This window comes from Curtobacterium sp. ER1/6, from assembly GCF_001742745.1.
In the GTDB taxonomy this organism is placed as follows: Bacteria; Actinomycetota; Actinomycetes; order Actinomycetales; family Microbacteriaceae; genus Curtobacterium; species Curtobacterium citri.
The window spans coordinates 84208-110190 of sequence record NZ_MJAK01000006.1 but is presented as its reverse complement, the minus strand read 5'-3'; the positions used below and the strand labels follow the sequence as shown (position 1 = coordinate 110190).

Here is a 25983-nt window from a genome sequence, read left to right as displayed (position 1 = left end):
GATCGGTGGCCGACCGGAGACGGCGGTCCCGTCACCCGGCCACGTTCGGTGCGGGCCTGCTCAGGGTCAGCCGGGAAGGCGCCGAGGAAGCTCGATCCCGGCGCCGTGCGGACACCTCCGCTCGCTACGGTCGCGGGACGACGCCGCTCCCGCCCGTCCCCCGCCGCCGGCACCCGGGAGGGCCCCGACCGCCGGAACCACCCGTGACGACCCTGCCGCTCCTCTCCGCCCACGTGCTCCTGCCGCTGTACGCGCTGACCCTGCTGGCCGCGGTGGTCGTCGCCGCCGCGGTGCGCCGGTCGTGGCGGTGGGTCGCGGTGGCGGTCGTCGCGGGCGCACTGCTCGGGACGCTGCTGTCGTGGTTCCTCGGCGACGTGCTGGACGTCCTCGGCATCCCGCCCACCTGGGTCGACCGGGTGTGGACCGGGGTCGTGTGCGCCCTGCTCGCCGTCGCGGTGGTCGGGCTCGTGCGCGGACGCCTGCTCGCCCGGACGGTGGCGGTCCTGCTGGTGCCGCTCGCGCTCGTCTCGGGCGGACTCGCGGTGAACCGTGACGCGGGACTCTTCCCGACGATCGCGGACGCGCTGGGCGAGTCCCACGTGCCGGCGCTCCGTCTGCCGACGGACCCGCACCCGGGGCCGCGGCTCGCCGACGCGTCGGACTGGCGGCCGCCGCACGACCTGCCCGCACACGGTCGGTACGGTTCGGTGCGGATCCCCGGGACGGTCTCGCACTTCCGCGCGCGTCCGGCGCTCGTGTGGCTGCCGCCGGCCGCGCTGGTCGACCACGCCCCGGAACTCCCCGTCGTCGTGATGCTGTCCGGGCAGGGTCCGGGGGCGGCCCCGGCGAACATCCTCGAGGCCGGACGGATGGCGGACCGGCTCGACGAGGTCGCACGGCGGCACCACGGGCTCGCCCCGATCGTGGTGATGCCGGACCAGCTCGCCGAGGCGACGAACAACCCGATGTGCGTCGACGGTCCGCTCGGCAACAGCGCGACCTACCTGACGCGGGACGTCCCGGCATGGGTGCAGGCGCACCTGCACGCGGCGACCGACGGCGCCGACTGGGCGGTCTCGGGGTTCTCGCAGGGCGGCACGTGCGCCCTGCAGCTCGGGACCGGACGGCCGGACCGCTTCGGCTCGTGGATCGACGTCTCCGGACAGCTCGGGCCGATGCTGCGCGATCGTGACGACACCATCACGAGGGGTTTCCGCGGTGACGATGCGGCGTTCCGGGCGGCACAACCCCTCCAGGTGCTCGCCGAGCACGCGCCCTACCCCGACTCCGCAGCGTTCATCGCAGCGGGTGCCGACGACACCCGCTACGGGCCGGTCGTGCCCCGGGTCGCGGCCGCCGCCCGTGCCGCCGGGGTCGCCGTGACCGAACGGGTGGTCGAGGATGGTGGACACGACTGGCACACCGCCGGTGTCGCCCTGGCCGAGGGCGTCGTGTGGTTCATGCACCGGACGCACCTGGCCCGATGACGAGGACGAGGACCCGACCGTGCCCTTCACCGTGAGCCACGCGGTCGTCGCCCTGGGCGTGCGCCGGCTGCCCCTGCCGGTCGCCGCCGTCGCGGTCGGGTCGATGGCGCCCGACGCCGTGCTCTTCGCCCCGTTCCTGCCGCCGTACGACGCGGCCCACTCCTGGTGGGGCGTGCTGACGATCGACCTCGCCGTCTCCCTCGTGGTGCTCGCGGTGTGGTGGTTCGTCGTCCGCCCGGCCTGGACCCCGGTCGTGCCGGCCGCCCGGCGACGGCTGCCCACGGCGTGGCACCGGCGGCCGACCCCCACCGTCCGCGACGTGGTCCCCGTGCTGGCCGGTTGCGTGCTCGGGAGCGTCACGCACGTCGTGTGGGACGGCTTCACGCACGAGTCCGGGTTCGTGGTGCGCGCCTGGCCCGCACTCCGGGACGCAACGGTCGGCACCTACCCGCTGCCGTTCCTCCTGCAGGACGCGTCGAGCGTGCTCGGGCTGCTCGCGTTGCTCGTCGCGGCGGTGGTGTGGTGGCGTCGGGCCGAGGCCCGCGCGGTCCGTCCGCTCGGCAGGGTCGAGGTCGCGGTGCCGGTGGTCGCCCTCGTCGGGGTCGTCGGCGCCGCCCTCGTCGTCGGGGTCCGGGTCGTGGTGGCCGGCGGCGGAGCGACGGACGTCGTCACGGCGCTGGCCTTCCGTGTGCCGGCCCTCGTCGCGGTCGCGCTCGTCGCGGGGGCGGTGGTCCTCTTCGCGAACCACCGGTGGACCGGTCGTGGGACGGAGCGGGTGGCCCGCTAGCAGGACGCGACGAAGCGGACGCCCACGGGGGCGTGCTCAGGCCGTCGTGCCGTTCAGGCCGTGACGGCCGCGCCGGCCCAGCCCGCCCGCATGCGCGCGACGGCCCGGTCCCAGCCGGCGAGCAGGTCCGTCCCGTCGAGGAGCATCGCCTGCAGCTGCAGCCCCTCGAAGAGCGCGACGAGCTGCTCGGCGGCGTGCCGCGGCGAGGTCCCCCGCGTCTCCCGTCCGGCGACGACGTCGCGCACGAGGGCGAGGGCGACGTCCTCGAACGAACTCGTGTACTGGTGCCGGAACCACCCGGACGCCGGGTGCCCCGGTGCGGAGGCGGCGCTCAGCAGGGCGATCCGGAGCCGCACGAGCCCGGGCTCGCGCTGCCCGTCCTCCAGGCGCGCGCGCAGGTACGCGACCGCACCGTGCCGCTCCGCCACGCTCCAGGTGGCTCGTCGCCCGCCGTTGCTCCAGCGGTCGACCACCGCGACGACGAGGAGGTCCCAGGACGGGAAGGCCCGCCGGACCTCCTCGACGGTGACCCCGGCGTGCGCCGCGACCTCCACCGGACCGACCTGGTGGAAGTCCGTCGCCCGGTACGCGTCGGCGGCACCGCGGACGATGCGGGCGCGGAGGTCGACGTCGCTCTCGGGCATGCGTCGATCCTGCACGGGCGCGCGGACCGCCGCGACCGCCCGTTCGGGGGCGTCACCGATCCCCGGCCGAGGCGACACGGGTGCTCCCGCCGGACCCGGTCAGCCCCGGTCGAACACGAGCGTCTCGTCGTCCGGCGCGGTCACGGTACCCGTCCGGGCGAACTCCGCCCACACCGCACGGAAGGCCCGCCCGCGCCGCTCGACCTCCGCCAGGTCGCGCTCGGGGACGAAGCGGCTGCCGCCCCACACCTCCCGTCCGCCGAGCAGCAGCGGCAGGTCGCTCATGTGGACGGCACCCACCGGCACCACCGACGGGTGCCGCAGCAGCCGGTAGACGGTCGCGCGGCCGCCTGCCGCCCGGTGCCGCCGGGCGAACCGGCGGGCGTCGCGCCCGTAGATCACCTCGGTCAGCGGTCGGACGAGCAGCCAGCGCAGCAGGGGTCGCACGAGTCGCGACCGTGCCGCCCTCCCGAGGCCGGGCACGAGCGGCACGTACGTGCCCGCCTCGTCGGACCCCGAGCCGATGAGCACGTCGACGTCGGGGGCGACCGCGCGCCAGGCCCGATCCGTGTCCCGCTCGGCGGGCAGCGGCGCGAAGCCGTACTGCGTCCCGAACGGCATGCCCCCGGCGAGCCCGTACCGCGCACCGGCCTTCGTCGCGAGCTCCTGGCGCTCGAGGACCGTGTCGAGCGGGGCGTCCTCCGCCACCGTCCCCACGGCCCGGACCATCGCCCGGTTCATCCGAGCCCGCCCGCGGGAGAGGCCGAGCGGCGCGCTCTGCACGATCGCGCGACGGAAGAGTCCCCGTGCCCCGTCGCTGATCATCAGGTGCGCGGCGGCGTCGCCCCCGGCGGACTGCCCGAACACGGTGACCGTCCCGGGGTCCCCGCCGAACGCGGCGATGTTCCGCTGCACCCAGCGCAGCGCCTCGACCAGGTCGAGCAGTCCGAGGTTGGCCGGCACCGACCCACCGTCGCCGAGGAACCCGAGCACGCCGAGTCGGTAGGTCACCGTCACCACGACGACCCGCTGCTCGGTGACGAGGTCGTGCGCGTCGTGGATCGGCAGGTCGCCGCCGCCCAGGACGTACGACCCGCCGTGGATCCAGACCATCACGGGCAGCCGGTCGTCCGCACCCACGTCCGAGGGCACCGTGACCGTGAGGCGTTGGCAGTGCTCGTCGACCCGCAGGTGGTCCATCCGCGGCAGCAGCTGGTCGACGAGGAGCGCGGTCGGCTGCGGCGGGACGGGCGCCGGCGTGTCCGCGCGGAACGGTTCGGCGAACGCCGGCTGCGGCTCCGGCGGCGCGAAGCGCGCCGCCCGTGCGTAGGGGATCCCCATCGCACGGGTCACGTCGCCGTCGACCACCGCCTCGATCGTGCCGGCAGGGGTGTCGAAGGGACGGGTGACGGGCTGGAGCATCCGTTCACGGTACCCAGGAACCAGTGGACGGACGGGAGACACGGTGCCAGCTGGCACCGCGCCTCCCGTCCGTCCGGTGTCGCGTGTCGCGACCGCCGCTACCGGACCCGCTTGATCGGGATGACCACGAGGGCGCCCAGCAGGGCGACCACCCCGGCGGCCCAGCACATGAGCGTGTAGTTGTCGGCGTGCACGCTGCCGATCGACAGGAAGAACAGCGAGATCGCCGGGGCGAGCGACTGCGGCAGCGCGTTCGCGATGTTGATCACGCCGAGGTCCTTGCCCGGCCGGTCGGCGTTCGGCAGCACGTCGACGACCAGCGCGGTGTCGATCGCGGAGTAGATGCCGTAGGCGAAGCCCATGACGACCTCGGCCACGTAGAACCCGGTCACGGTGTCGGCGTGTGCCAGCACCACGAGCCCGACGGCGAACAGCGCCGTCGACCCACCGACGAACACCTTGCGGCGGCCGAGCCGGTCCGACGCCCAGCCGGACAGCGCCGCGCTCACGAGCAGGGCGAGCGTGTACAGGAGCACGCCGAACGCGACGGCCGCGGTGGCGTCCTGCAGCTTCTCGATCCCGAGGTGCTCCTGCATGTAGAGCAGGCGGTACGTCGTGAACATGAAGGTCGCGAGGATGATGAGGAAGCGCGACCACCACGCGAACGCGAAGTCCGGGTTCTTGATCGGGTTCGTCCAGAACGACGAGACGAGGTTCAGCCAGGTGAACTTCTTCAGCGTGTACGTCGGGAGCTCGTCGCGGGCGACGAGGGCGTAGACGAGCACGAGGACGATCGCCAGGATGCCCGGCGCGATGAACAGGACCGGCAGGTTCGCCACGAAGAACACCGACAGGTAGGTGCCCGCGAGCACGGCGGTGTTCTGCGCGAGGGCGATGATGCTCGACGACCGGCCGCGCTGCAGCTGCGGCACGTTGTCGGCGAAGCTCGCGAGCAGCGTGGCGAGCGTGGCGTTGGCCGCGAGCTGGGCGAGCAGCCACCCGAGTGTCAGGTTGAGGACGTCCGGCGCGTAGGCGATCCAGGCCAGGGCGATCGCGAAGACCACGACGCCGCCGAGCAGCCACGGGCGCCGACGACCCCAGCGGGTGCGGGTGCGGTCCGACAGGGCACCGGCGAGGGGGTTCATGATGAGCGCGCCGAACGCGCCGATCGGCAGGACCGAGCCGATCACGGTCGCGGCGTCGTCACCGACCAGGGCCTGCGCCTTGATCTGCATGCTCACGTAGACCGGGGCCATGAGTGCCACGAAGAGGCCGAACTGCCCGAGGAACAGGGCGACCTGGTAGCCGATGCCGACCCGCATGGTGCTGACGGGTTGGGTGATGCCCTCCGGGTCCAGTACCGCGCGGCTGCCGGGTTCGGGTGTGCTCATGACGCCTCCTTGAGTCGAACGGAAACCTTGTGCTGCAAGGTTTTCCGTCGGCGAGTGTACATCGCTCGGCCCGCGTGCGACACGTGTTGCGCAAATTGCCGATGGACGACGCGCGACAAAAACTACACAGCGGGTGGTTTTTGGGGTAGCGTCGTGATCGATCTCGCCGGGGAGCATCGATCCTCGACGGGCTGCGACACCAGATGCCGCGACACCCAGACAGGACCGAAGGAGCCCTCTGCCATGCCCACCACCTCTGTGCAGCTGTACTCGCTGCGCGACGCCATCGCCGAAGACCTCGACAAGGCCATCGCCCGGGTGCGCGAGATCGGCTACGAGAACGTCGAGCCGTACGCGTTCGTCGAGCGCGCCGCCGACCTCGAGAAGGCCTTCGCCGCCACGGGCCTCAAGGCCCCGTCCGGTCACGTCGCCGTGATCGACGCCGAGGACACCGCGCCGATCTGGGACGCCGCCGAGCGTCTCGGCATCCAGACGGTCATCGACCCGTTCATCCCGACCGACCGCTGGCAGACCGCCGACGACGTCGCGAAGATCGCCGAGCGCGTCAACGAGCTCACCGCCGAGGCCACCGCCCGCGGCCTGCGCTTCGGCTACCACAACCACCAGTGGGAGTTCACGAACAAGGTCGACGGCCGGACCGTCTACGAGCTCTTCGTGTCGCAGCTCTCGCCGGAGACCGTCCTCGAGGTCGACACCTTCTGGGCGACCGTCGGCGGCGCCGACGCACCGGCCGTCCTGCAGTCGCTCGGCGACCGCGTCGTCGCGATCCACGTCAAGGACGGCAAGGTCGACGGTGACATCCTCACCGCGCTGCCCTCGTCCGAGAGCGCGCTCGTCGTGCCCGAGGCCCTGCAGCGTGCCTTCGAGAACCAGACCCCGGCCGGCCAGGGCGACGTCGACGTGGCGGGCATCCTCGCCGCCGCGCCGCAGGCGATCCGCGTGGTCGAGTTCGACGCGTACTCCGGCGACGTCTTCCAGGGCATCACCGAGTCGCTCGCCTGGCTCAAGGGCAACGACAAGTGACCCGCGTCGGAGTCGGCATCATCGGTGCCGGCAACATCTCGGACCAGTACCTGACCAACCTGACGCAGTTCGCCGACGTCGAGGTCCTGATGGTCGCCGACCTCATCCTCGAGCGCGCGGCCTCGCAGGCCGAGAAGTACGGCGTTCCCGCGTCCGGCACGGTCGAGGAGCTCCTCGCCCGCGACGACATCTCGATCGTCGTCAACATCACGATCCCGGCCGAGCACGCCAAGGTCGGCCAGCAGATCATCGCCGCCGGCAAGCACACCTGGAGCGAGAAGCCGGTCGCCACCACGGCCGAGGACGCCCAGGCGCTGCTCGCCGCCGCGTCGGCCGCCGGTGTCCGGTACGCGACCGCCCCCGACACCGTGCTCGGTGCCGGCATCCAGACCGCGATCCGCGCCATCGCCCGCGGTGACATCGGCACGCCGCTCACCGCGACGACGATGTTCCACGTCCCCGGCCCGGACCAGTGGCACCCGGACCCCGAGTTCCTGTACGCGCAGGGCGCCGGTCCGCTGTTCGACATCGGCCCGTACTACGTCACGACCCTGCTCCACGCGTTCGGCTCCGCCTCGCGCGTGCAGGCGGTGGCGTCGAAGTCGCGCGAGACCCGCGTGATCGGCTCGGGTCCCCGCGCCGGCACCGAGTTCCCCGTCGAGGTGCCCACGCACCACGCCGCGCTCATCTCGTTCGCCGACGGCCAGTCCGCGCAGACGACCCTGTCGTTCCAGCACGCCCTGCCCCGCAACGGCTTCGTCGAGATCAACGGCTCCGAGGGCACGATCGTGCTCCCGGACCCGAACGTCTTCGACGGCGACAGCACGCTGTGGACGCTCGGCAAGGACGAGCCGACGACCCTCGAGCACAAGGGCTCCACGTGGGGTCGCGGCACGGGCGTCGTCGAGATGGCACGCGCCATCGCCGAGGGCCGCCCGGAGCGTGCCTCCGGCGCCGTCGCGTCGCACGCGCTCGACGTGATGCTCGGCATCCGCGACGCCGCCGACTCCGGCCAGGCCGTCGAGATCACCTCGCGCATCACGAAGCCGGAGCCACTGCCGGAGGACTTCGACCCCGCGGCCGCCGTGCTCGCGGAGGGCGTGGACGCGTAGTCAGCCACCAGGACGGGCGCGCCCCGCTCAGCGGCAACGCGAAGCGTTGTGCGGGGCGCGCCGACCGAGCTTGCGAGGGAGGACGGTGCCAGCTGGCACCGCGCCTCCCGTCCGTCGGTTCAGGGCCTCGTGTCCCGTCGACGGGGATGGCGAGCCGTCGTGCCGACGTAGACGCCGCTCACCCCCACGGCGAGCCCGTTGAGCGCCGCGCCCACCCACTGATAGGGCGTGTCCACGGTGCTGGAGAAGAACGCAGAGCCGGCCACCAGCAGCACCACGGCAACGGCGACCGCGAACCAGACGTTCGTCAGGACCGACGCCACGGCTCGGGCCTTCAGGCGCACCGGGGTGCCCTGTGCGAGATCGGGTAGACGCGGAGGGACTTGGTACCGCACCGGACACCACCACCGTTGCTGATGGCGTTGCTGGCGAGGAGTGCAGCCACCTGGGCGACTGCGCACACCGCGGGACCGAGCGCGCACATGCCGGACGCGATCGCCGTCAACGCACCGCTGATGATCAGGTTCTGGTCGAACGCGTTGAAGGCGACGAACATGCCGTACTTGTCGGTCCCAGCACCCAGCCGAGCACTGGTCCCGCCCGTGTTCAGTTCCAGCGTTGCCCCGTCGTCGCCCTCGATCACGACGGTCTTCGTTCCGTCGGCCTCGGTACGCTCGTCCGCGACAGCACCTGCCGATCGGGCTTCCTCGACGGCTCGCCGGACGGTCTCCATCGCGAGCGGACGGCTGCCGGCGTCGATCGGGACGACGGACGCGTCGACCGGTGGGCCAGTGGCAGCGTTCGCAACGGGTGCGTTGACCAGCCCGCCGGTGATGACGAGAGCGCCGGCGAGTGCGACACCGATCGATCGGCTCCGGAAGTTCGACATGGTTCCTCCCTCTCTCGAGAACCGGGAGGCCTTCACTCCCGGCAGTCCGACCGTAAGCGGAAAGGACCCCGGGACCGCGTGTGATATACCACAGGCTTCCCTCGTGTCACGGGCTGAGGGACTCCCTGCTGGCTCCGGCACCGTGCGTCGTCGTTCCGACGGTCCGACCAGCCGACCGGCCGGTCGGCTTCGTCCCGCAGGAGGATGCCGACGGAAGGGGTGCCGTGTCAGGGTCGGGACGAGGGGGATCCGACCGCTTGTCGAAGGAGGCGCCACGGACACGACGCACGACCGAGCACCACGACGACGGGGCCTGCCGGTCCTCGTGCCGGCTGCCGCGCTGGCCGTCGTCGTCACGGGGGCCGGCGTCGGCGTGCACCTCGAGCACGCCGCCGAGACCGCGCGACGCCTCCCTCCGGCGAGCGCCTCGTCGGAGCAGGTGCTGCGGGTGTACCTCCGCGCCGCCGAGGCCCACGACTGCGCGGTGACCGAAGCCCTCACGGCTGCGCACGCACCGTCGTCACCCGACCAGGCGTGGTGCGGGCAGCGGCAGCCGACGTCCTGGCTCGACGAGCACCCGGACCTGCTCGCCCACCGGAACGTCGGCAGCGTCGAGCGACGGCCCGCGGACGAGAACGGCGGGGTCGCGGTGCAGTGCATCCCGGTGGACGTCACGCAGACGAACATGACCGGCGACGACCCGGGGACGCTCGCGGGGTGGCAGTTCTGCTTCCGCCACACCGCCGACGGTTGGCGGCTGTACAGCGAGGGCTACGGGTGAGCAGCCCCTCCCGGTGACCAGCCGGCCCGGACGATCACTCCCCGCCGGTGACGAGCGCCGACATCCGTGCCATCAGTCCGCGCGGGACGAACCGGTGCGCGTTCGCCGTCACCGCGTTGCCGAGGCCGGACACCACCGTCGGGCCGCCCTGCCGCGCGAACGCCCGGAGTCCCACGGCCGCGACCTGCTCCGCCGACTGCCGCCCGCGTTCCATGACGCCCGCCGACCCCGCTCCCCGCGCCGCCTCGTCGAAGAAGCCCGTCGCGGTGGGGCCGGGGCAGAGCGCGAGGAACCTGACTCCGCTCCCCCGGTTCTCCTGCCAGACCGCCTCGGTGAAGGACAGCACGAACGCCTTCGTCGCGCCGTAGACGGCCATCTGCGGCGTCGGTTGGAACGCGGCCGTCGACGCCACGGTCATGACGCCGCCGATCCGGCGCTCGAGCATGGCGGGCAGGAACGCGTGCACGAGCCGGACGACCGCGGTGCAGTTGAGGTCGACCTGAGTCCGGAGCCGGTCGTCGGTCGCGGCGGCGAAGGGACCGTGGTCCCCGACGCCGGCGTTCGCGACGACGATGTCGACCCGGGTGCCCTCGAGCCGTTCGACGATCCCGTCGACGCCGTCCGCCGTGGCGAGGTCCGCGGGGAGCACCGTCGCCGTCACGCCGTGGTCGCGGCGGATGCGCTCGGCGAGCGCGTCGAGCCGCCCCTCGGACCGGGCGACCAGCACGACGTCGGCGCCGGCTGCGGCGAGCCCGAGGGCGAGCGCCTCGCCGATCCCCCCGCTGGCGCCGGTGACGAGGGCTCGGAGGCCGCGGAAGGGAGAGTGGGGACGGCTCATGGATCCTGCGTACACCCGGCGGTGGCGCGGTCGACCGCGATCGCGGTACAGTCACGCCCAGAGGGAAAAATCCTGCTCCGCTCCGGCGGACGGGAGCGAGCACGCGTCTCACGGGAGTCGCCACTTCTTCATCGAAGGAGTGCACCCGTGCCTACTCGGATCCCGCCTGCTCACACCCCACCCGCTCGCACCGAGCCCGCCCGCCTGCGCGACGCGTGGGTCGCCCTCGCCGGACTGTCCGCGGTCTTCCTGTTCGAGATGCTCGACAACTCGGTCCTCACCGTGGCGTTGCCCACCATCGGACGGGACCTCTCCGCGTCGACCACGTCGCTGCAGTGGGTCTCCGGCGCCTACTCCGTGGCGTTCGGCGGGCTCATGCTCCTGTTCGGGTCGGTCGCCGACCGGTTCGGCCGACGGCGCACGATGCTCACCGGCCTGGTGCTCCTCGCCCTGGTCAGCGCGGCGACCCCCCTCGTCACGTCGGTGGAGCAGCTCGTCGTCGTCCGTGCTCTGATGGGGCTCGCCGCCGCGATGACGACGCCCGGCTCGATGGCACTGACCTTCCGGCTCGTCGCCACCGATGACCTGCGGGTCCGCGCTCTCACGGTGGTGTCGACCGCGGGCCTCGTCGGGCTCGCGGTCGGGCCGACGATCGGCGGCCTCGTCCTGGCGGTGGCCCCGTGGCAGGTCCTCCTGGTCGCGAACGCCCCGATCGCACTGGTCGCGCTGGTCGGCATCCGTGCCGGGGTGCGACCCGACGGCCCCGACGACCTGCACCGCGAGCCGCTCGACCTGGTCGGCGCCGCCCTCGGCACGGCCGCCGTCACCGGTGTCCTCGTCACGCCGACCCTCGCGGTCGAGGGTGCCGGGACGGTCGCGTGGGCCGTCGCCGCCGCGACGATCGCGGCCGTCGTGGGGTTCGTCCTGCGCGAGCGCACCGCCCGCTCGCCGATGCTCGACATCGCCCTGCTCGCCCGGCCGCTCGTCGCCAGCGGGCTCGCGCACAAGGCGGCCGCGGGCCTGGCGACTGCCGGGCTCTCGTGGCTGGTGACCCTGCAGCTCCAGTCCGCCTGGGGGTGGCCGCCCGCACTCGCCGCCGTCGGCACCCTGCCCCAGGTCGTCGTCCTGCTCGCCGCCGGACGCTTCGTCGGACCCTTCGTGCGGCGCGTCGGGCTCGAGCGTGCCGCGTGGACCAGCGCCACCGCGGTCGTCGTCGGCCTGGCGGTCTTCACCGTCGCCGGTCGGACGGGCTACCCCGCGGTCGCCGGCGCACTCGCCCTGGTGGCGGTCGGCATGCGGGTCGTGGGCGCTGTGGCGGGGAGCAACGTCCTCTCCGGGCTGCCCGCCGACCGCACCTCGATCGGCGCGGCACTCGTCGACACCGCGAGCGAGCTCGCCACCGCGGTGGGCATCGCCGCCACCGGCACGGTCCTCGCCGTGCTCGTCCCCGGCAGCGTCACCGTTGCGCACCCCACCGCAGCCCACACGACGGCGGTCCTCGGTGCCGTCCAGGTCGCCGGTGCCGTCGTGACGTGCGCCGCCGCACTGCTCGTCGGCGTCGGCGTCCTGCGCGGTCGACGGCGCCGCACCGACCCCGCACCGACCTCCGCTCCCCTCCCGTCCACGCAGCAGCCCGCACCCACCACCTCCCAGGAGTCTTCCCGTGCCTGACACCACGACCCGCCCGCCGTTCGACCCCGAGCTCGACGTCTTCCTCACCGCGCTGACGGCCCGGGGTCCGTTCACGATCGACGCCGCCGCCCTCCCCCGCATGCGTGCGCTCGAGGTCACCGAGCAGGAGCTCGACGACCGCCTGCGCGCCCGCGGGTACGAGCGCCGCACCGTCAGCGTCCCCGGTCACCTCGGCGTCCCGATCGACCTGGCGGTGATCCAGCGCACCGGACGGACCGGCCCGACCACCGCGGTCTACACAATCCACGGCGGCGGGATGGTGATGGGGCACCACCTCGGCAACCTCGACTCCTACGACGACTGGCTGCTCGACCACGACGTCGTGCTCGTCAGCGTCGACTACCGCCTCGCCCCCGAGCACCCGGACCCCACCCCCGTCGAGGACTGCTACGCCGGGCTCGTGTGGGTCGCGGACCACGCGGACGAGCTCGGCATCGACCCCGCACGCATCGTCGTCGCCGGCCAGAGCGCCGGCGGCGGGCTCGCCGCCGGGACCGCACTGCTGGCCCGCGACCGCCGGGGGCCGGAGCTGTTCGCCCAGGTCCTGGTCTCCCCGATGCTCGACGACCGCGACGACACCGTGTCGACGCACCAGATCGACGGGGTGGGGATCGCGGACCGACAGGCGATGCACTTCAGCTGGGGCGCCTACCTGGGCGACCGACGCGGTACGGCCGACGTCTCGCCGTACGCGGCACCCGCCCGCGCGGACGACCTGTCCGGGCTCCCGCGCACGTACATCGACTGCGGCAGCGCCGAGGTGTTCCGCGACGAGACCGTCGCCTGGGCGAGTGCCCTGTGGGCGGCCGGGGTCGACGCCGAGCTGCACGTCTGGCCGGGCGCGTTCCACGGCTTCACGAGCATGGTGCCCGGTGCCGCGGTGTCGCGGTCCGCGACCGCAGCCCTGGCCGACTGGACCACGCGGCTGCTCGGTCCCCCGAGCCCGGTCACGAGCCGGGGCTGACCGGACCGCAGCAGGCGGGCGGATCCGCGACGCGACCAGCGGACGGACGGGAGGCGCGGTGCGGGCCCGCACCGCGCCTCCCGTCCGACGGTCAGCCCTTGACGGCGCCGGCGGACATCCCGGAGACCAGGTTGCGCTGGACGATCATGAAGAACACGACGACCGGCAGCGAGAACAGCACCGACGCCGCCATCTGCCCCGTGAAGTCCGTCCCGGTCGTCTGCGTGGTGAACGACGCGAGCCAGACCGGCAACGTGTACTGCGCCTGGTCCTGCATGAACGTGTACGCCACGATGTAGTCGTTCCACGCAGCGATGAACGCGAACACGCTCGTCGCGATCATCCCCGGCATCACCAGCGGGAACAGCACCTTCGTCAGGACCTGCCACGTGCTCGCGCCGTCGATGCGGGCGGCCTCCTCGACCTCCATCGGGATCGCCAGGAAGAACCCGCGCATCACCCAGATCGAGAACGGCAGCACCGCGGCCACGTACGCCAGGATGAGCCCGGCGTAGGTGCCGGTCAGACCGACCTGGTTGAAGATGAGGAACTGCGGGATGAGCAGTGCGGTGCCGGGCAGCATCTGCACGAGCAGGATCGCGACGAGGATCGGGCGGCGCCCGCGGAACCGGAACCGCGACAGCGCGGCCGACGCCAGGATGCCGAGCGCGAGCGACAGCACGACGGCACCGACGACCACGATCGTCGAGTTCCCGAGGTAGACGAGGAAGTCGGCCCGGGTGAACGCCGTGACGAAGTTCTCGATCGTCGGGTGGGCGGGCGCGAACAGCGGTGTGCTCGTCAGGGCCTCGGACCGCGGCTTGAACGCGGTGTTCACCATCCAGTAGACGGGGAAGATCCACACCAGGCAGAACACGACCGCGATGGTGTTGCTGATCCAGCGGACCGGGCGACGACGACGGCGGATCCGCTTCGTCGCCGCGATGCCCTCCGGGGTCGGGACGGCAGTGGGGACGTCGGCCTCGACGGGGACGCCCGTCGGCATCGCGGTGGTCACAGGTCTTCTCCCGATCGGACGAGGTTCCGGATGTACAGCGCACTCAGCACCATGAGGATGAGCGCGGCGATCACGGCGACCGCGGACCCGGTGCCGATGTCGTGCCCGACGAAGGCGGTGACGTAGGTGAAGACGCCCAGGGTCGAGGTGGCCCCGTCGGGACCGCCCTGCGAGACGAGCCAGATCTGGTTGAAGACGTTGAAGTCCCAGATGATCGAGAGCATCGTCACGAGCAGGAGCGTCGGGCGGAGGTACTCGATGGTCACCACGCGGTAGACGGTCCACTCAGAGCCGCCGTCGAGCCGGACGGCCTCCTTCACCTCGAGCGGGATCTGGGTCTCGGCCGCGTACAGCGTCAGGGCGATGAACGGCACCGCCTGCCAGACCACGAGCATCCAGATCGACGTGTAGGCGAGCCCGGCGCTGTTGCCCCAGTCGGTGTCCGTCATGTCACCGAAGACCCGGAGCTGCGTGAGGGCCCAGTTGACGACCCCGTACCCGGGCTGGAACAGCCAGTTCCACACGAGCGACGACGCCACGTTCGGCATGCCCCACGCGAAGATGAGCACGATCGTGACGGCGTACCGCAGCACGACGCCGAGCCGGGTCATGAGGTGGGAGACACCCGCACCGATGAGGATGCTGCCGACCACCATCGCGGCGGTGAACAGCACCGTCCGGACCAGCGCCGCCCAGAAGGCCGGATCGGTCAGGATCTGCCCGTACTGCGCGAGGCCGACGGCGTCGTAGGCACCGGTGAACAGCGAGCGCTGGTCGTAGTCGGTGAACGACGTGAAGACCAGGAAGACGATCGGGGCGACCGTCACGAAGACGAGCACCAGCCCGGCCGGGGTGAGCAGCCAGAAGGGGGCGGACGAGCGGGTGGTGCGGCGCCGCGGGGGGCCGCCGGGGCGATCGCCGCGCGAGCGTGTGGGACGGTCCGGGCGCTCCAGGCTCGGGCGGGTGGCGGAGACGGTCACGTCTGGCCTTTCCGTGAGGGTCGGACGGTGCGGGTGCCGGAGCACCCGCACCGTCCTGCTGGGTCGTCCTACTGCTTGTTGAGGGTGCTGTCGGCGGCCCCGTCGAAGGTCGCCGCGGCCTGCTCGGGAGTCTTCGAGCCGGAGACGACGCTCGAGAACAGGTCGTTGATGCTCAGGTCGCCCTCGAGGTCCGCCCACCGGGCGTTCGCGGGGGTCGCCTTCGAGTTGAGCGCGGCGGTGAAGAACGCCTTGTTGATCTCGCTCAGGCTCGAGTCAGCGGCCTTGATGCCCTCGGCGCTGTTCGGGATCCACCCGGTGTCGCCGTAGACGTACTTGCTCTGCACGTCGGGGCTCGTCGCGATCTTGACCCATGCCAGCGCCAGGTCGGAGTTCTTGGACTTCGCCGCGATGCCCCAGTCGGAGCCACCGAGCATGACCGGCTGGGTCTTCCCGGACTTCCCCGGGAACGGGAAGGTGCCGAGGGCGTCGGCGGTCATCTTCGGGTTCGCCTTCTCGATGAGCCCGAGTGCGCCGCTGGTGCTGAGGATCGCCGAGGACTTGCCGTCCGCGAAGACCTGGGTCATGTCGGGGCTGTCGGTGTTGAGCGTCGCCGACGCCTTCGTCGAGTACGCGTTCGCGAACTCCTTGAAGTCCTGCAGGCCCTGCTGCGCCTTCGCGTCGCCGAAGCCGGCCTTCCACTTGCCGCCGTCCTCCGTGGCGATCTCGCCGCCGGCGTCCCACACGAACTGCATGCCGGCGTACCAGTACTGCCCGGGCAGGTAGAAGGCCGAGAAGTCGCTCGCGGAGTTCTTCGCCTTGACCTTGTCGAGGTCTGCGGTGAGCTCCTCGTACGTGGTCGGCGCCGAGGTGATGCCGGCGTCCTTCCACATCTGCTTGTTGTAGATGACCGACCGCGCACCGGCGAACCCGGGGACGCCGTACAGCGAGCCGTCGACCGTCGCCGGGTCGGACAGGCCGTCGAGCCACGTCTGCCCCTGCGCGAGGTCCTTCTTGTACGGCGTCAGGTCGAGCAGCGCACCGTTCGCGGCGTAGCTCGCCACCTGCGTGTTGCCGAGGTCGATCACGTCCGGCGGGGTGTTCGTCGCGAGTGCGGTGGACACCTTCGTGGTGATGCCGTCCCACTGCTGGATCTGCACCTTGACCTTCGCGCCGGTCTCCTTCTCGAACTGCTCGTTGATCGCGGCGATGGTCCCGTCGGAGTAGTCCCCGGTCATCGCCCACACGGTCAGCGTCTTGCCGTCGCCCTCGACGTCGCCGATCGCCTTGGTGCCGCCGCTGCCACCGGCGCCGGCGTTGCCGGCGCTGGAACAGGCGGTCATCCCGAGGGCGACGGTCAGGGCCACGGCAGCTGCTGCCGCGAACTTCTTCGTACGCATTGCTTCTCCTTGGTGGTCGTTCTGCTGTGTCGGGTCAGCTGACCCCGAGCTCCGCGGCGAGCAGGAAGGCTGCTCCGCCCCGGAGGATCAGGTCGCTGTTGGTGGAGGTGGCCGTGACGGCGAGGTCGTCGCCGACGCTCGCGAGCGTCCGGGCCGAGACCGTGGCGTGCACCGCGTCGACGAAGGGACCCTCGACCAGTTCGGCCGGTCCCGTGACGACGATCTCGGTGATGTTGACCGCGCTGATGATCGGGGCGAGGACACGGCCGAGGGTGTCGCCGGCGGAGCCGAGCAGGGCCTCGCGGTCGGCTGCGGGCGCAGCGTCGAGCCGTCGCGCCAGGTGGTCGGCCCCGATGATGACCTCGAGGCACCCGCGCCGCCCGCAGGGGCAGGGTTCGCCGTCCTCGTCGATCGTGAGGTGCCCGATCTCACCGGCGGCGTACCGTTCGCCGAGGACGAGGCGCCCGCCGAGCACCATGCCCGTGCCGACGCCGTGCTCGAGCGCGACGACGAGCAGGTCGCGGGTCGGGTCGGCCTCGAAGGCGTGCACCCCGAGCGCGGCGACGTTGGCGTCGTTGAGCACGTGCACGGGGAGTCGGAAGTGGTCCGCGAGCTGCTGCTGGAGGGGCAGGCCGCCGCCGAGGGCCACCGAGTCGAGGACCGTCCCGGTCTCGTCGATGACACCCGGGCACCCGACGGCGATCCCGAGCAGGCGGCGCGAGGTCATCGCGGAGAGCCGCTCGACCAGGCGGATGATGCGGTTGAGCGCCTGGTCCCCGACGGCACCGTCGACCTCGATCCTGGCGCTGTCCACCACGTCGCCGCGCAGGTTGGTGACCGCGCCGACGAAGTGGTCCGGGACGGACAGGTCGACGACGACGATGTGGAAGGCGTCGACGTTCAGGTTGATGAGGGTCGCGGGCTTGCCCACGCGGAGGTCGCCGCGCGGCCCGAGCTCGGTGACGAGGGCGTCGGCCTCGAGCTCCGCGACGAGGCCCGACACGGTCGGCCGGGTGAGGCCCGAGTGGCGCGACAGGTCGGCTCGGCTCATCGCGCCGTCGGTGAAGAGCGTCTGCAGGATGAGCGACCGGTTCAGGGCCCGGCTGTGCTGCGGGAGCGCCTTGCTCCGCGGGCGGCGGAGCTGCGGGGCGAAGGGTGCCGGAGCATCCGTCTCGTTCACCATCAGATCTCCCTCGTCGAGCGGTTGCCTTAGTAAAGGACCGTTCCTAATCCACTGTCAACCCCCGATCTGCAGCCGTAACATCCGCGTGATCTCGGGGAAACGTGGCGTAGAAGACGCTTGCCAGGGGACAGTTAGGCGTGTTTACTAACCCGCATGCGCTGCCCTGACGCGGCGTCCTCGACGGCGAGGTCGCTCGCCCTGACGACGGGAACACCATGAGGATCGGCCTGGACATCGGCGGGACGAAGATCGACGGCGTCGCCGTCGCACCGTCCGGTGCGGTGCTCGACCGGGTGCGCGTCGCGACCGGGTCCGGACCGGACGCCGTGCTCGCGAACACCCTGCGGGTGATCCGGTCCCTGGTCGACCGGACCGGGACCCCGACGACCGCGGTGGGCATCGGCATCCCGGGGCTGATCGACCACGAGACCGGCTGGGTCCGGCACGCGGTCAACCTCGGGCTGTCCGAGGTCGCCCTCGGCCCGCTGGTCGCCGACGCGCTCCGGGTGCCGGTGCAGGTGGAGAACGACGTCAACGTCGCCGCCCTCGGTGCCGCGCAGGCCATGCAGCTGGACGGACCGCGGGCGTACCTGAACATCGGCACGGGTCTGGCGGCCGGACTCGTCGTGGACCGACGGCTCTGGCGCGGAGCGCGGGGGAACGCCGGCGAGATCGGCCACATCCCGGTCCTGGCGGACGGACTGTCCTGCGTGTGCGGGCAGCGGGGCTGCCTCGAGACCGTCGCCTCCGGGTCCGCGCTCGCCACCGCGTGGCCCGGGCACGCCGGCAACGCCGCGACGGACCTCTTCGACTGCGCGGACGCGGGCGACCCCACCGCGGTCGCCGTGCGGGACCGCTTCGTCGCGGGCGTCGCCTCGGCGGTCCGGATCCTCGTCGTCACGGTCGACGTCGAGTCGGTCGTGATCGGGGGCGGGCTCGCCGTCCTCGGCGACCGCCTGCTCGCTCCCCTGCGCGCCTGCTTCGACGCCGCTGCCCGCTCCTCCCCCTTCGTCGCGTCGCTCGGCCTGTCGTCCCGCGTGCTCCTCGCGCCCACCGACCAGCCGCTCGCCGCACTCGGTGCCGCGTTCACCGCGCCCGAGTCAGCCGTCGCGCCCGCCTGACGCGGACCGACCGGCCGCCCGCACCGCCTCCCCTGCACGGATCCACCGATCGCCGCACCGACGCGGCGGAAGTGAGCAACCCATGACCGAGACGAACCGTCCGTCCGCCCCCCGGAGCGGCCTCGGCGACCGGACACCCGGTACGCCGCCCACCCTGACCCGACGCGGGATGGTGCTCGGCGGTGCCGCCACCGTCGCCGCGGCCGCCGTCGCCCTCGGAACGCCGAGCGTGGCGTCCGCCGCCCCGAGCGGCGCCGCGTCCACGGCCACGGCGCACCGACCCGGTCGCCCCGCGCTCTCGCGCAGCCGGTCGCGGGACCTCGCCTACGACTACCTCGACCTCCGCATGGACGAGTACGGCGCGGGCAGCGCGCCCCGCCTGCCACGTTCGTACTCCGGCGGGTACTTCGCGACGCTGCCGACCGAGTTCGTGTCCTCCTTCGCCTACGACGACGCACTCATGGTCCTCGCCTGGCTGGCACGCCGCCGACGCGGTGACGTGCAGCGTGCGACGGCGCTCGGCGATGCCCTCCTCGCCCTGCAGGCGGCCGACCCGATCGGCGACGGCCGCACCCGGGCCTCGTACCAGCCGGACACCTTCCCGGTCGCGGACCCCCCGCGGCCGATCGACATCGGCTCGCCGGCGGCGTACACGGGCAACCAGTCCTGGGTCGGCCTGGCGTTCTGCCGGCTGTTCGCGGTGACCCGGCAGCGTCGGTTCCTCGACGGGGCGCTCCGCCTCGGCACGTGGATCGAGACGAACGCCCGTGACGACGCGCGTCGACCCGCGGGCTACACGGGCGGCCGGAACGCGGACGACCAGCCGATCACCTACAAGTCGACCGAGCACAACATCGACGTCACGGGCTTCTTCACCCAGCTCGCCCAGCTCACCGGCGACCGGACGTGGGCGCGCCGTGCCGCGCTGGCCGAGTCGTTCGTCCGCGCGATGCAGGACCCGACCGACGGGCACCTCTGGACCGGCACCGACCCCGACGGCACGACGATCAACCGCACCCCGATCCCGGAGGACGTGCAGACGTGGGCGTACCTCGCCACGCTCGACCGTCGGTACTCGTCGTCGGTCACCTGGGTGCTCGACCGGCTGACCGCGCACGACGGGCCGTACACGGGCCCGTCGTTCTCCGACGCGGACACGAGCAAGGTCTGGTTCGAGGGGTCCGGCCACCTGGCACTCGCACTGGAGGCCCGGGGTGCGCGGGGAGACCGGGCGCGTGCGGCGTCGATCCTCGACAGCGTGCAGCTCGCGCAGCGCACGGAGCCGAACGGGGACGGCAGGGGCATCGTCTCGGCGTCCTCCGACGGCCTCGACACCGGCTTCGGCGACCTCTACTACGCGAGCCTCCACACCGGTGCGACCGCCTGGTACCTGCTGGCCGTCACCGGGTCCAACCCGTACCGCCTCGACCGCGGACCCCGCCGGTGAGCGCCGGACCGCAGTCGGGCGACCCGGTGGACGCCCGCCTGGTGAGCCGACGAGGCCTCCTGCTCGGCGCCGGAGCCGCCGCGGTCGTCGCGGTGTCCGGGTCGCTCGCGGGCGGTACCCGTCCCGCGGCGGCGGCGAGCGCCGCGACCACGGCGACGACCGCCCCCACGGCCGCGTCGACCGGCGCCGCCTCGGCGTTCCTCGCCGCGAAGATGGACCAGTACGGCACCGGCAGCACCCTCCGCGTCCCGCAGAGCTACACCGGCGGGGTCGAGGGGCGGTCCGGGTTCGTGTCGAGCTTCGCCTACGACGACGCGATCGTCATCGCGGCCTGGGTCGCGGCCGGCGACGCCACGAGCCTGCAGTACGCCACGGTGCTCGCCGACTCGCTGCTCTGGGCGCAGTCGAACGACCCGTACGCCGACGGTCGGACCCGCGCCTCGTACCAGCCCGACCCGTTCCGGACCGCGAACGGCCCGTCCATCGGCTCCCCCGCGAGCAACACCGGCAACCAGGCGTGGGTGGGCATGGCCCTGCTCCGCCTGTACCGGGCGACGAACCAGTCGCGATTCCTGCAGGGTGCACTCCGGCTCGCGCAGTGGATCCAGTCCGTGGCGTGGGACGGGCAGCGGTCGCCGGTGGGCTACACCGGCGGGCGGGACGGCAACAACGCGGCGATCACCTACAAGGCAACCGAGCACAACATCGACGTCGGTGCGTTCTTCACGATGCTGGCGACGCTGTCCGGTGACGCGGTGTGGTCCTTCCGCGCGTCGTCAGCGTTCTCGTTCGTCGCCGCGATGCGGGACAGCGCGACCGGGCACCTCTGGACCGGGACCGGCGCGGACGGCGTCACCGTCAACCGGTCCCCGGTGCCGGGCGACGTGCAGAACTGGGCGTACCTCGCGACGCTCGACCCGCAGTACTCACCGGCGGTGACCTGGGTGATCACCACGCTCGCGGCGTCCGACGGTGGGTACAGCGGTTCGTCGTACAGCACCTCCGACGTCTCGAAGGTCTGGTTCGAGGGCACCGCGCACCTCGCCCTCGCCGTCCGTGCACGGGGTGCGTCCGGCGACCCGGCGCGGTACACGACCCTCGTCTCGAGCATCCAGGACGCCCAGGGCCGCGCCGCGAACGGCGACGGCCGGGGCATCGTCGCCGCGTCGAACGACGGGCTCGTCACCGGCTTCGGGGACACCTACAACCAGACACTCCACCTCGGCGCCACGGCCTGGTACCTGCTCGCCGCCCGCGGGACCAACCCCTTCCGCCTCTGACCACCTCCTCGAAGGACAGCCGCATGCTCATCCCCCAGCCCCGCTCCCGTGTCGACGGTGTCGGCACGTTCACGCTCGACGAGCGGACCCGCGTCGCCGCGGACCCGGCCGCCGAGCCGGTCGCGCAGTACCTGCAGCAGGTGCTGCGCGCCTCCACCCGACTGCCCCTCCTCGGTGCCGGCGACGCGACCGACGTGCCGGTCGTCGCCCTGCGGATCGCCACCGATCCCGAGGGGCTGCCGGCCGGCCCCGGGGGCGACCGCTCCGAGGCCTTCCGGCTCGAGGTCACCACGGACGGCGTGCTGGTCACCGGCGGCGGCCCCGCGGGCGTCTTCTACGGCGTCCAGGCCCTGCTCCAGCTCCTGCCCGCCGACGTGTACCGCCGCGGCCAGGTGCGGACCGACGGGTGGACGCTCCCGGTCACGGTCGTCGAGGACGCCCCGGCCTTCGCCTGGCGCGGGGTGATGCTCGACGTCGCTCGGCACTTCCGCACGAAGGCCGAGGTCCTGCGCCTGGTCGACCAGCTCGCGGTGCACCGCATCAACCGCCTGCACTTCCACCTCACCGAGGACCAGGGCTGGCGGATCGAGATCAAGAAGTACCCGAGGCTCACCGAGGTCGGCTCGTGGCGCACCGAGTCGCAGGTCGGCGCGCACGTCCCGGACGCCGACGGCACGCTGCAGGTGGCGGGCTACGACGGCCGCCCGCACGGCGGCTCCTACACCCAGGACGACATCCGGGAGATCGTCGCCTACGCCGAGGACCGCTTCGTCACCGTGGTCCCGGAGATCGAGACGCCGGGCCACGTCCGCGCCGCCCTCGCCGCCTACCCGGAGCTCGGCGTGCACCCCGAGCGCGACCTCGACGTGTGGACCGAGTGGGGCATCGCGCACGACGTCCTGAACGCCGAGGACAGCACGGTGCAGTTCTTCCGCGACGTGTTCGACGAGGTCGTCGCGCTGTTCCCCTCCGAGTACATCGGGCTCGGCGGGGACGAGTGCCCGAAGGACCAGTGGGAGGACGACCCGCGGATCCAGGAGCGCATCCGCGAGCTCGGGCTCCACGACGAGGAGCAGCTGCAGGCGTGGATCGTCGGGCAGCTCGCCGCGCACCTCGAGTCGCACGGCCGTCGGGCCTTCGGGTGGGACGAGATCCTCGAGGGCGGGACGCTCTCGCGGTCCGCGACCGTCGTGTCGTGGCGCGGTCTGCAGGGTGCGGTCACGGCAGCGCGCCGGGGTCACGACGTCATCTCCACGCCGGACGACCAGGTGTACCTCGACTACCGCCAGAGCCACCTGCCGAACGAGCCGATCCCGGTGTCGATCGTGCTGACGCTCGACGACGTGTACGCGTTCGACCCGGTCCCCACCTCGCTGACCGACGAGGAGCGCGCGCACGTCATCGGCGGCCAGGCGAACATGTGGACCGAGCACGTCGACACCGTCCGTCGGCTCGACTACCAGCTGTTCCCGCGCGTGGTCGCCCTGTCCGAGGCACTCTGGTCGGCCGACGTCGCCCGACCGCGGGACGTCGCGGACTTCCGGCGGCGGCTCGAGGAGCACCTCGCACGGCTCGACGCCCTCGGCGTCGAGTACCGCCACGAGTCCGGCCCGCGACCGTGGGAGGAGCGGCCCGGCGTGCCGGGACGGCCGCACAGCCGCGAGGAGCGCGCGGCCTACATCGACGCGATCACCGCGAACATCGCGGACGGTGCGCCGGCGCAGTAGGCGTCACCGGCGGACGGACGGGAGGCACGGGGCGGGCCGGCACCGCGCCTCCCGTCCGTTGCGTGGTCGGTCCCGCCGCGGTGGCCGGGTCGTCCCGCGTCGTCAGCCGTCCGCGGGCGGGATGATCGTCTCGAGCAGCCGGAGCACGCGCTCCCCGTCGACGGCCTCCGGGTCGAGCAGCCACTGGACCTGCAGACCGTCGGACGCGGCGATGCCGAGGCTCGCCAGGTCGACCGGGTCGAGGTCGGCCCGGATGCGTCCGGCTGCCTGGTCGGCTGCGATGAGCTCCGCCAGGTCCGCGCGGAGCCGGGTGAAGCGCTCCCGCATGAACTCACGTGTCGCGGGGTGCCCCTCCTGCACCGCGTCGGCGGCGAGGGTCGTGTACAGCTGCACGAGCCCGGGCACCTCGCGGTTCCGCGAGGCGCTCTCCCGCATGTCGCCGATCGCCGACCGCATCCGGTCGGGGGCGTCCTGCTCGCGCACCTCGTGTTCGCGGTAGACCGCGAGCAGGAGTTCGTCGCGGCTCGGGAAGTAGTGCCGGAGCGCGGCGTGGGTGATGCCGAGCGCGTCGGCCACCGATCGGAGGGACGAGGCGTCCACGCCCTGCGCGGCGACCATCCGGATCATCTCGTCGAGGATCTGGGCGCGACGCTCGGTGCCCTTGCGGTACCCGCCGCGCCGGGGCGGGGTCGCGTCGTCGTCGACCTCGTGCGTCATCCCCCCAACTTACCGCTGGAAGGTTTTCGCACCACCCTCGCCGGGGCGCCCTCGTCGGGCCGTCCTCGTCGGGCGCTACGAGTCGATCGGCTCCGCGGCGCCGTCGGGGTCGACCGTGTACTCGTCGACCGGGGTCGGGGCACCGCCGGCGAGCGCGTCGGTGATCTGCGTGAGGCACCGTGCGAGCACCTCGTTGTCCTCGCTCGACAGGTGGTCCATCACGCCCACGACCGCCTCGTGGAACCGGGCGTAGGACGAGTCGATCTTCTCGGCGGCCTGCACCGTCGGCTCGAGCACCTGTGCGCGGCGGTCGGTCGGGTGCGGCACGCGGACGATGTCGCCCTTCGCCACCAGGCCGTCGACGATCTTCGTGACCGAGGCGTTCGACACGTTGAGCATCACCGCGAGGTCCTTCGGGCCCATCGCGCGCCCGTCGCGGTGGGCCTGCAGCATGTACCGGACCGTCAGGAACTCGTTCTTCGTCAGACCGCTCTCGGTCCGGGCCTGCTCGAGTTGCTGCTCCTCGGCGTGCTGCAGCCGGAGCAGGGCGTCCACGGCGACCTTGGCCGCGCGCGACCGCGGCTCCCGGGCGTAGAGGTGCACGTGCTCACGGCGGACGACGGTCAGTGGCATCTGCGGGTCGGGTCTCTCTGTCGGGCGGATCCGGTCGGAGCGGAGGGCTACGCGGTGGGCGCCGTGAAGAAGTCAGCGTACGACGGTTCGGTCCGCACGGACAGGAGCGCCGGGTCGTGGATGCGGCGGGACACGTAGGCGTCGATGACGGCCGGGTCGGTCAGGCCCACCCGCGTGGAGGTCGCGGTGGGTCGTGCGGTCCTCGGCATCCCGGAGTAGGTGCTGTACATGCGTGGTCCCGCCTTCCTGCGTCGGTGGCGTCCGTCGGTGTCGTCCGGTCCGGACGGCAGAACTGTTTCACGGCGCGAACGATCAGCGCAACGAACCTTTCGCGTTCTGTACGGTTCGCGCAGCACTCGACGGGGCGGGGCCAGGATGGGTCCCATGGCCTACATCGCCGCGGACGACCGCTACGACTCCATGCCCTACCGCCGGACCGGCCGCTCGGGCCTCGACCTGCCGCTGCTCTCGCTCGGCTACTGGCACAACTTCGGGGACGACAAGCCGTTCGAGACGCAGCGCGCGATCAGCCGCCGCGCCTTCGACCTCGGCATCACGCACCACGACCTCGCCAACAACTACGGGCCGCCCTACGGTGCGGCCGAGGTGAACTTCGGTCGGCTCATGCGCGAGGACTTCCGGCCGTACCGCGACGAGATGGTGGTCTCGACCAAGGCCGGGTGGGACATGTGGCCCGGTCCCTACGGTCAGGGCGGCGGCTCGCGCAAGTACGTGCTCGCGTCGCTCGACCAGTCCCTGCAGCGCACGGGTCTCGACTACGTCGACGTCTTCTACTCGCACCGCCTCGACGCCTCGACGCCGCTCGAGGAGACGATGGGCGCGCTGCACACCGCCGTGCAGCAGGGCAAGGCGCTGTACGTCGGCATCTCGTCCTACGACGCCGAGCGCTCCCGGCAGGCCGCCGCGATCCTCCGTGACCTCGGGACCCCGCTGCTCATCCACCAGCCCTCGTACTCGATGCTCAACCGCTGGATCGAGACCGAGGGGCTCCTCGACGCCGCCGGCGACCTGGGCTTCGGCGTGATCGGCTTCACCGCCCTCGCCCAGGGCCTGCTCACGGGGCGGTACCTCGACGGTGTGCCGTCGGACTCGCGCGCGGCGGCGGGCAAGTCCCTCGACGCCGGCACCCTGACGGACGAGGTCGTCGAGCACCTCCGAGCGTTGAACGACATCGCGTCCGAGCGCGGCCAGAGCCTGGCGCAGCTCGCGCTCGCGTGGGCGCTCCGCGACGAGCGGGTGACCTCACTCGTGATCGGTGCGTCGCGCGTCGAGCAGCTCGAGCAGAACGTCGCGGCGCTCGGGAACCTGTCGTTCACCGACGACGAGCTCCGTCGGATCGACGAGCACTCGGTCGGCGTCCTCGACGTCGACCTGTGGTCCGGCGCCCGTTCCGGCCAGGTGAGCTGAC

The 25983-nt window shown here is 72.5% G+C and carries 25 protein-coding genes; 12 read left to right on the top strand and 13 right to left on the bottom strand.

What is annotated here, in order from left to right; all coding sequences use genetic code 11:
- The first annotated feature begins 203 nt into the window (after nt 1-203).
- Nucleotides 204-1487, top strand: a complete 1284-nt coding sequence (locus Cus16_RS10930; RefSeq protein ID WP_069712688.1) for an alpha/beta hydrolase — start codon at nt 204-206, stop codon at nt 1485-1487.
- A 19-nt stretch (nt 1488-1506) separates the two neighbouring features.
- Complete coding sequence (locus tag Cus16_RS10925) at nt 1507-2274, top strand: DUF4184 family protein (RefSeq protein ID WP_069712687.1); 768 nt, start codon at nt 1507-1509, stop codon at nt 2272-2274.
- A gap of 53 nt (nt 2275-2327) precedes the next feature.
- Here Cus16_RS10925 and Cus16_RS10920 read toward each other — a convergent pair whose 3' ends face one another.
- From Cus16_RS10920 to Cus16_RS10910, 3 genes are all read right to left on the bottom strand, one after another.
- Nucleotides 2328-2918 (bottom strand): TetR/AcrR family transcriptional regulator, encoded by a 591-nt coding sequence (locus Cus16_RS10920; protein WP_069712686.1) that lies wholly within the window; start codon nt 2916-2918, stop codon nt 2328-2330.
- Nucleotides 2919-3017: 99 nt separating this feature from the next.
- On the bottom strand, nt 3018-4340 hold the full coding sequence (locus tag Cus16_RS10915; protein WP_069712685.1) for a carboxylesterase family protein: 1323 nt from the start codon (nt 4338-4340) through the stop codon (nt 3018-3020).
- Nucleotides 4341-4438: 98 nt separating this feature from the next.
- Nucleotides 4439-5731, bottom strand: coding sequence for an MFS transporter (locus Cus16_RS10910; RefSeq protein WP_069712684.1), 1293 nt, complete (start codon nt 5729-5731; stop codon nt 4439-4441).
- 243 nt (nt 5732-5974) lie between these two features.
- On the opposite strand from Cus16_RS10910, the gene Cus16_RS10905 reads away from it, so the two are divergent.
- A complete protein-coding gene (locus tag Cus16_RS10905; protein WP_069712683.1) occupies nt 5975-6775 on the top strand; it encodes a sugar phosphate isomerase/epimerase family protein in 801 nt (266 codons plus the stop codon).
- Nucleotides 6772-7887 (top strand): Gfo/Idh/MocA family protein, encoded by a 1116-nt coding sequence (locus tag Cus16_RS10900; protein ID WP_069712682.1) that lies wholly within the window; start codon nt 6772-6774, stop codon nt 7885-7887. Before Cus16_RS10905 ends, Cus16_RS10900 begins: the two co-directional genes overlap by 4 nt.
- Nucleotides 7888-8006: 119 nt before the next feature.
- Here the strand turns inward: Cus16_RS10900 and Cus16_RS10895 are convergent, their stop codons facing one another.
- Both Cus16_RS10895 and Cus16_RS10890 read right to left on the bottom strand, forming a co-directional pair.
- The gene (locus Cus16_RS10895) at nt 8007-8231 is read right to left on the bottom strand and encodes a DUF2530 domain-containing protein (RefSeq protein ID WP_069712681.1); all 225 of its coding nucleotides are present in this window, start codon (nt 8229-8231) and stop codon (nt 8007-8009) included.
- Nucleotides 8222-8620 carry a hypothetical protein gene (locus Cus16_RS10890; RefSeq protein WP_141718941.1) on the bottom strand — a complete coding sequence of 133 codons (399 nt, stop codon included), beginning with the start codon at nt 8618-8620 and terminating at the stop codon, nt 8222-8224. Before Cus16_RS10890 ends, Cus16_RS10895 begins: the two co-directional genes overlap by 10 nt.
- 481 nt (nt 8621-9101) lie before the next feature.
- Here Cus16_RS10890 and Cus16_RS10885 point away from each other — a divergent pair, with 481 nt between their 5' ends.
- Nucleotides 9102-9557 carry a hypothetical protein gene (locus Cus16_RS10885; RefSeq protein WP_069712679.1) on the top strand — a complete coding sequence of 152 codons (456 nt, stop codon included), beginning with the start codon at nt 9102-9104 and terminating at the stop codon, nt 9555-9557.
- Nucleotides 9558-9591: 34 nt separating this feature from the next.
- Here Cus16_RS10885 and Cus16_RS10880 read toward each other — a convergent pair whose 3' ends face one another.
- Nucleotides 9592-10395: an SDR family NAD(P)-dependent oxidoreductase gene (locus tag Cus16_RS10880; RefSeq protein WP_069712678.1), complete on the bottom strand. Its 804-nt coding sequence runs from the start codon at nt 10393-10395 to the stop codon at nt 9592-9594.
- 147 nt (nt 10396-10542) lie between these two features.
- Between Cus16_RS10880 and Cus16_RS10875 the strand changes: the two genes are divergently transcribed.
- Both Cus16_RS10875 and Cus16_RS10870 read left to right on the top strand, forming a co-directional pair.
- Entirely contained in the window at nt 10543-12066 is a 1524-nt protein-coding gene (locus tag Cus16_RS10875; protein ID WP_223246590.1) for an MFS transporter, read from the top strand.
- A complete protein-coding gene (locus Cus16_RS10870) occupies nt 12059-13051 on the top strand; it encodes an alpha/beta hydrolase (protein ID WP_069712677.1) in 993 nt (330 codons plus the stop codon). Before Cus16_RS10875 ends, Cus16_RS10870 begins: the two co-directional genes overlap by 8 nt.
- Nucleotides 13052-13142: 91 nt before the next feature.
- On the opposite strand, the gene Cus16_RS10865 is transcribed toward Cus16_RS10870, so the two are convergent.
- From Cus16_RS10865 to Cus16_RS10850, 4 genes are all read right to left on the bottom strand, one after another.
- The gene (locus tag Cus16_RS10865) at nt 13143-14069 is read right to left on the bottom strand and encodes a carbohydrate ABC transporter permease (RefSeq protein ID WP_223246589.1); all 927 of its coding nucleotides are present in this window, start codon (nt 14067-14069) and stop codon (nt 13143-13145) included.
- A complete protein-coding gene (locus Cus16_RS10860) occupies nt 14066-15049 on the bottom strand; it encodes a carbohydrate ABC transporter permease (protein WP_141718940.1) in 984 nt (327 codons plus the stop codon). Before Cus16_RS10860 ends, Cus16_RS10865 begins: the two co-directional genes overlap by 4 nt.
- Before the next feature lie 68 nt (nt 15050-15117).
- Nucleotides 15118-16446, bottom strand: coding sequence for a sugar ABC transporter substrate-binding protein (locus Cus16_RS10855; RefSeq protein ID WP_069712676.1), 1329 nt, complete (start codon nt 16444-16446; stop codon nt 15118-15120).
- Between the two features lie 34 nt (nt 16447-16480).
- Nucleotides 16481-17629, bottom strand: coding sequence for an ROK family transcriptional regulator (locus tag Cus16_RS10850; RefSeq protein ID WP_069712675.1), 1149 nt, complete (start codon nt 17627-17629; stop codon nt 16481-16483).
- 215 nt (nt 17630-17844) lie between these two features.
- On the opposite strand from Cus16_RS10850, the gene Cus16_RS10845 reads away from it, so the two are divergent.
- The 4 genes from Cus16_RS10845 to Cus16_RS10830 all read left to right on the top strand — a co-directional run bounded on the left by Cus16_RS10845 (nt 17845) and on the right by Cus16_RS10830 (nt 23204).
- Nucleotides 17845-18750 (top strand): ROK family protein, encoded by a 906-nt coding sequence (locus tag Cus16_RS10845; RefSeq protein WP_069712674.1) that lies wholly within the window; start codon nt 17845-17847, stop codon nt 18748-18750.
- An 82-nt stretch (nt 18751-18832) separates the two neighbouring features.
- Nucleotides 18833-20197, top strand: a complete 1365-nt coding sequence (locus Cus16_RS10840; RefSeq protein ID WP_083263889.1) for a hypothetical protein — start codon at nt 18833-18835, stop codon at nt 20195-20197.
- On the top strand, nt 20194-21477 hold the full coding sequence (locus Cus16_RS10835) for a hypothetical protein (protein WP_069712673.1): 1284 nt from the start codon (nt 20194-20196) through the stop codon (nt 21475-21477). The genes Cus16_RS10840 and Cus16_RS10835 overlap by 4 nt, the downstream gene beginning before the upstream one ends.
- Before the next feature lie 23 nt (nt 21478-21500).
- On the top strand, nt 21501-23204 hold the full coding sequence (locus Cus16_RS10830) for a beta-N-acetylhexosaminidase (RefSeq protein WP_069712672.1): 1704 nt from the start codon (nt 21501-21503) through the stop codon (nt 23202-23204).
- A 102-nt stretch (nt 23205-23306) separates the two neighbouring features.
- On the opposite strand, the gene Cus16_RS10825 is transcribed toward Cus16_RS10830, so the two are convergent.
- The 3 genes from Cus16_RS10825 to Cus16_RS10815 all read right to left on the bottom strand — a co-directional run bounded on the left by Cus16_RS10825 (nt 23307) and on the right by Cus16_RS10815 (nt 24784).
- Nucleotides 23307-23921: a TetR/AcrR family transcriptional regulator gene (locus tag Cus16_RS10825; RefSeq protein WP_069712671.1), complete on the bottom strand. Its 615-nt coding sequence runs from the start codon at nt 23919-23921 to the stop codon at nt 23307-23309.
- A gap of 75 nt (nt 23922-23996) precedes the next feature.
- Complete coding sequence (locus Cus16_RS10820; RefSeq protein ID WP_069712670.1) at nt 23997-24554, bottom strand: MarR family winged helix-turn-helix transcriptional regulator; 558 nt, start codon at nt 24552-24554, stop codon at nt 23997-23999.
- 47 nt (nt 24555-24601) lie between these two features.
- Nucleotides 24602-24784 carry a hypothetical protein gene (locus Cus16_RS10815; protein ID WP_069712669.1) on the bottom strand — a complete coding sequence of 61 codons (183 nt, stop codon included), beginning with the start codon at nt 24782-24784 and terminating at the stop codon, nt 24602-24604.
- Between the two features lie 154 nt (nt 24785-24938).
- Between Cus16_RS10815 and mgrA the strand changes: the two genes are divergently transcribed.
- On the top strand, nt 24939-25982 hold the full coding sequence (mgrA, locus tag Cus16_RS10810) for an L-glyceraldehyde 3-phosphate reductase (RefSeq protein ID WP_069712668.1): 1044 nt from the start codon (nt 24939-24941) through the stop codon (nt 25980-25982).
- Nucleotide 25983: the final 1 nt, after the last annotated feature.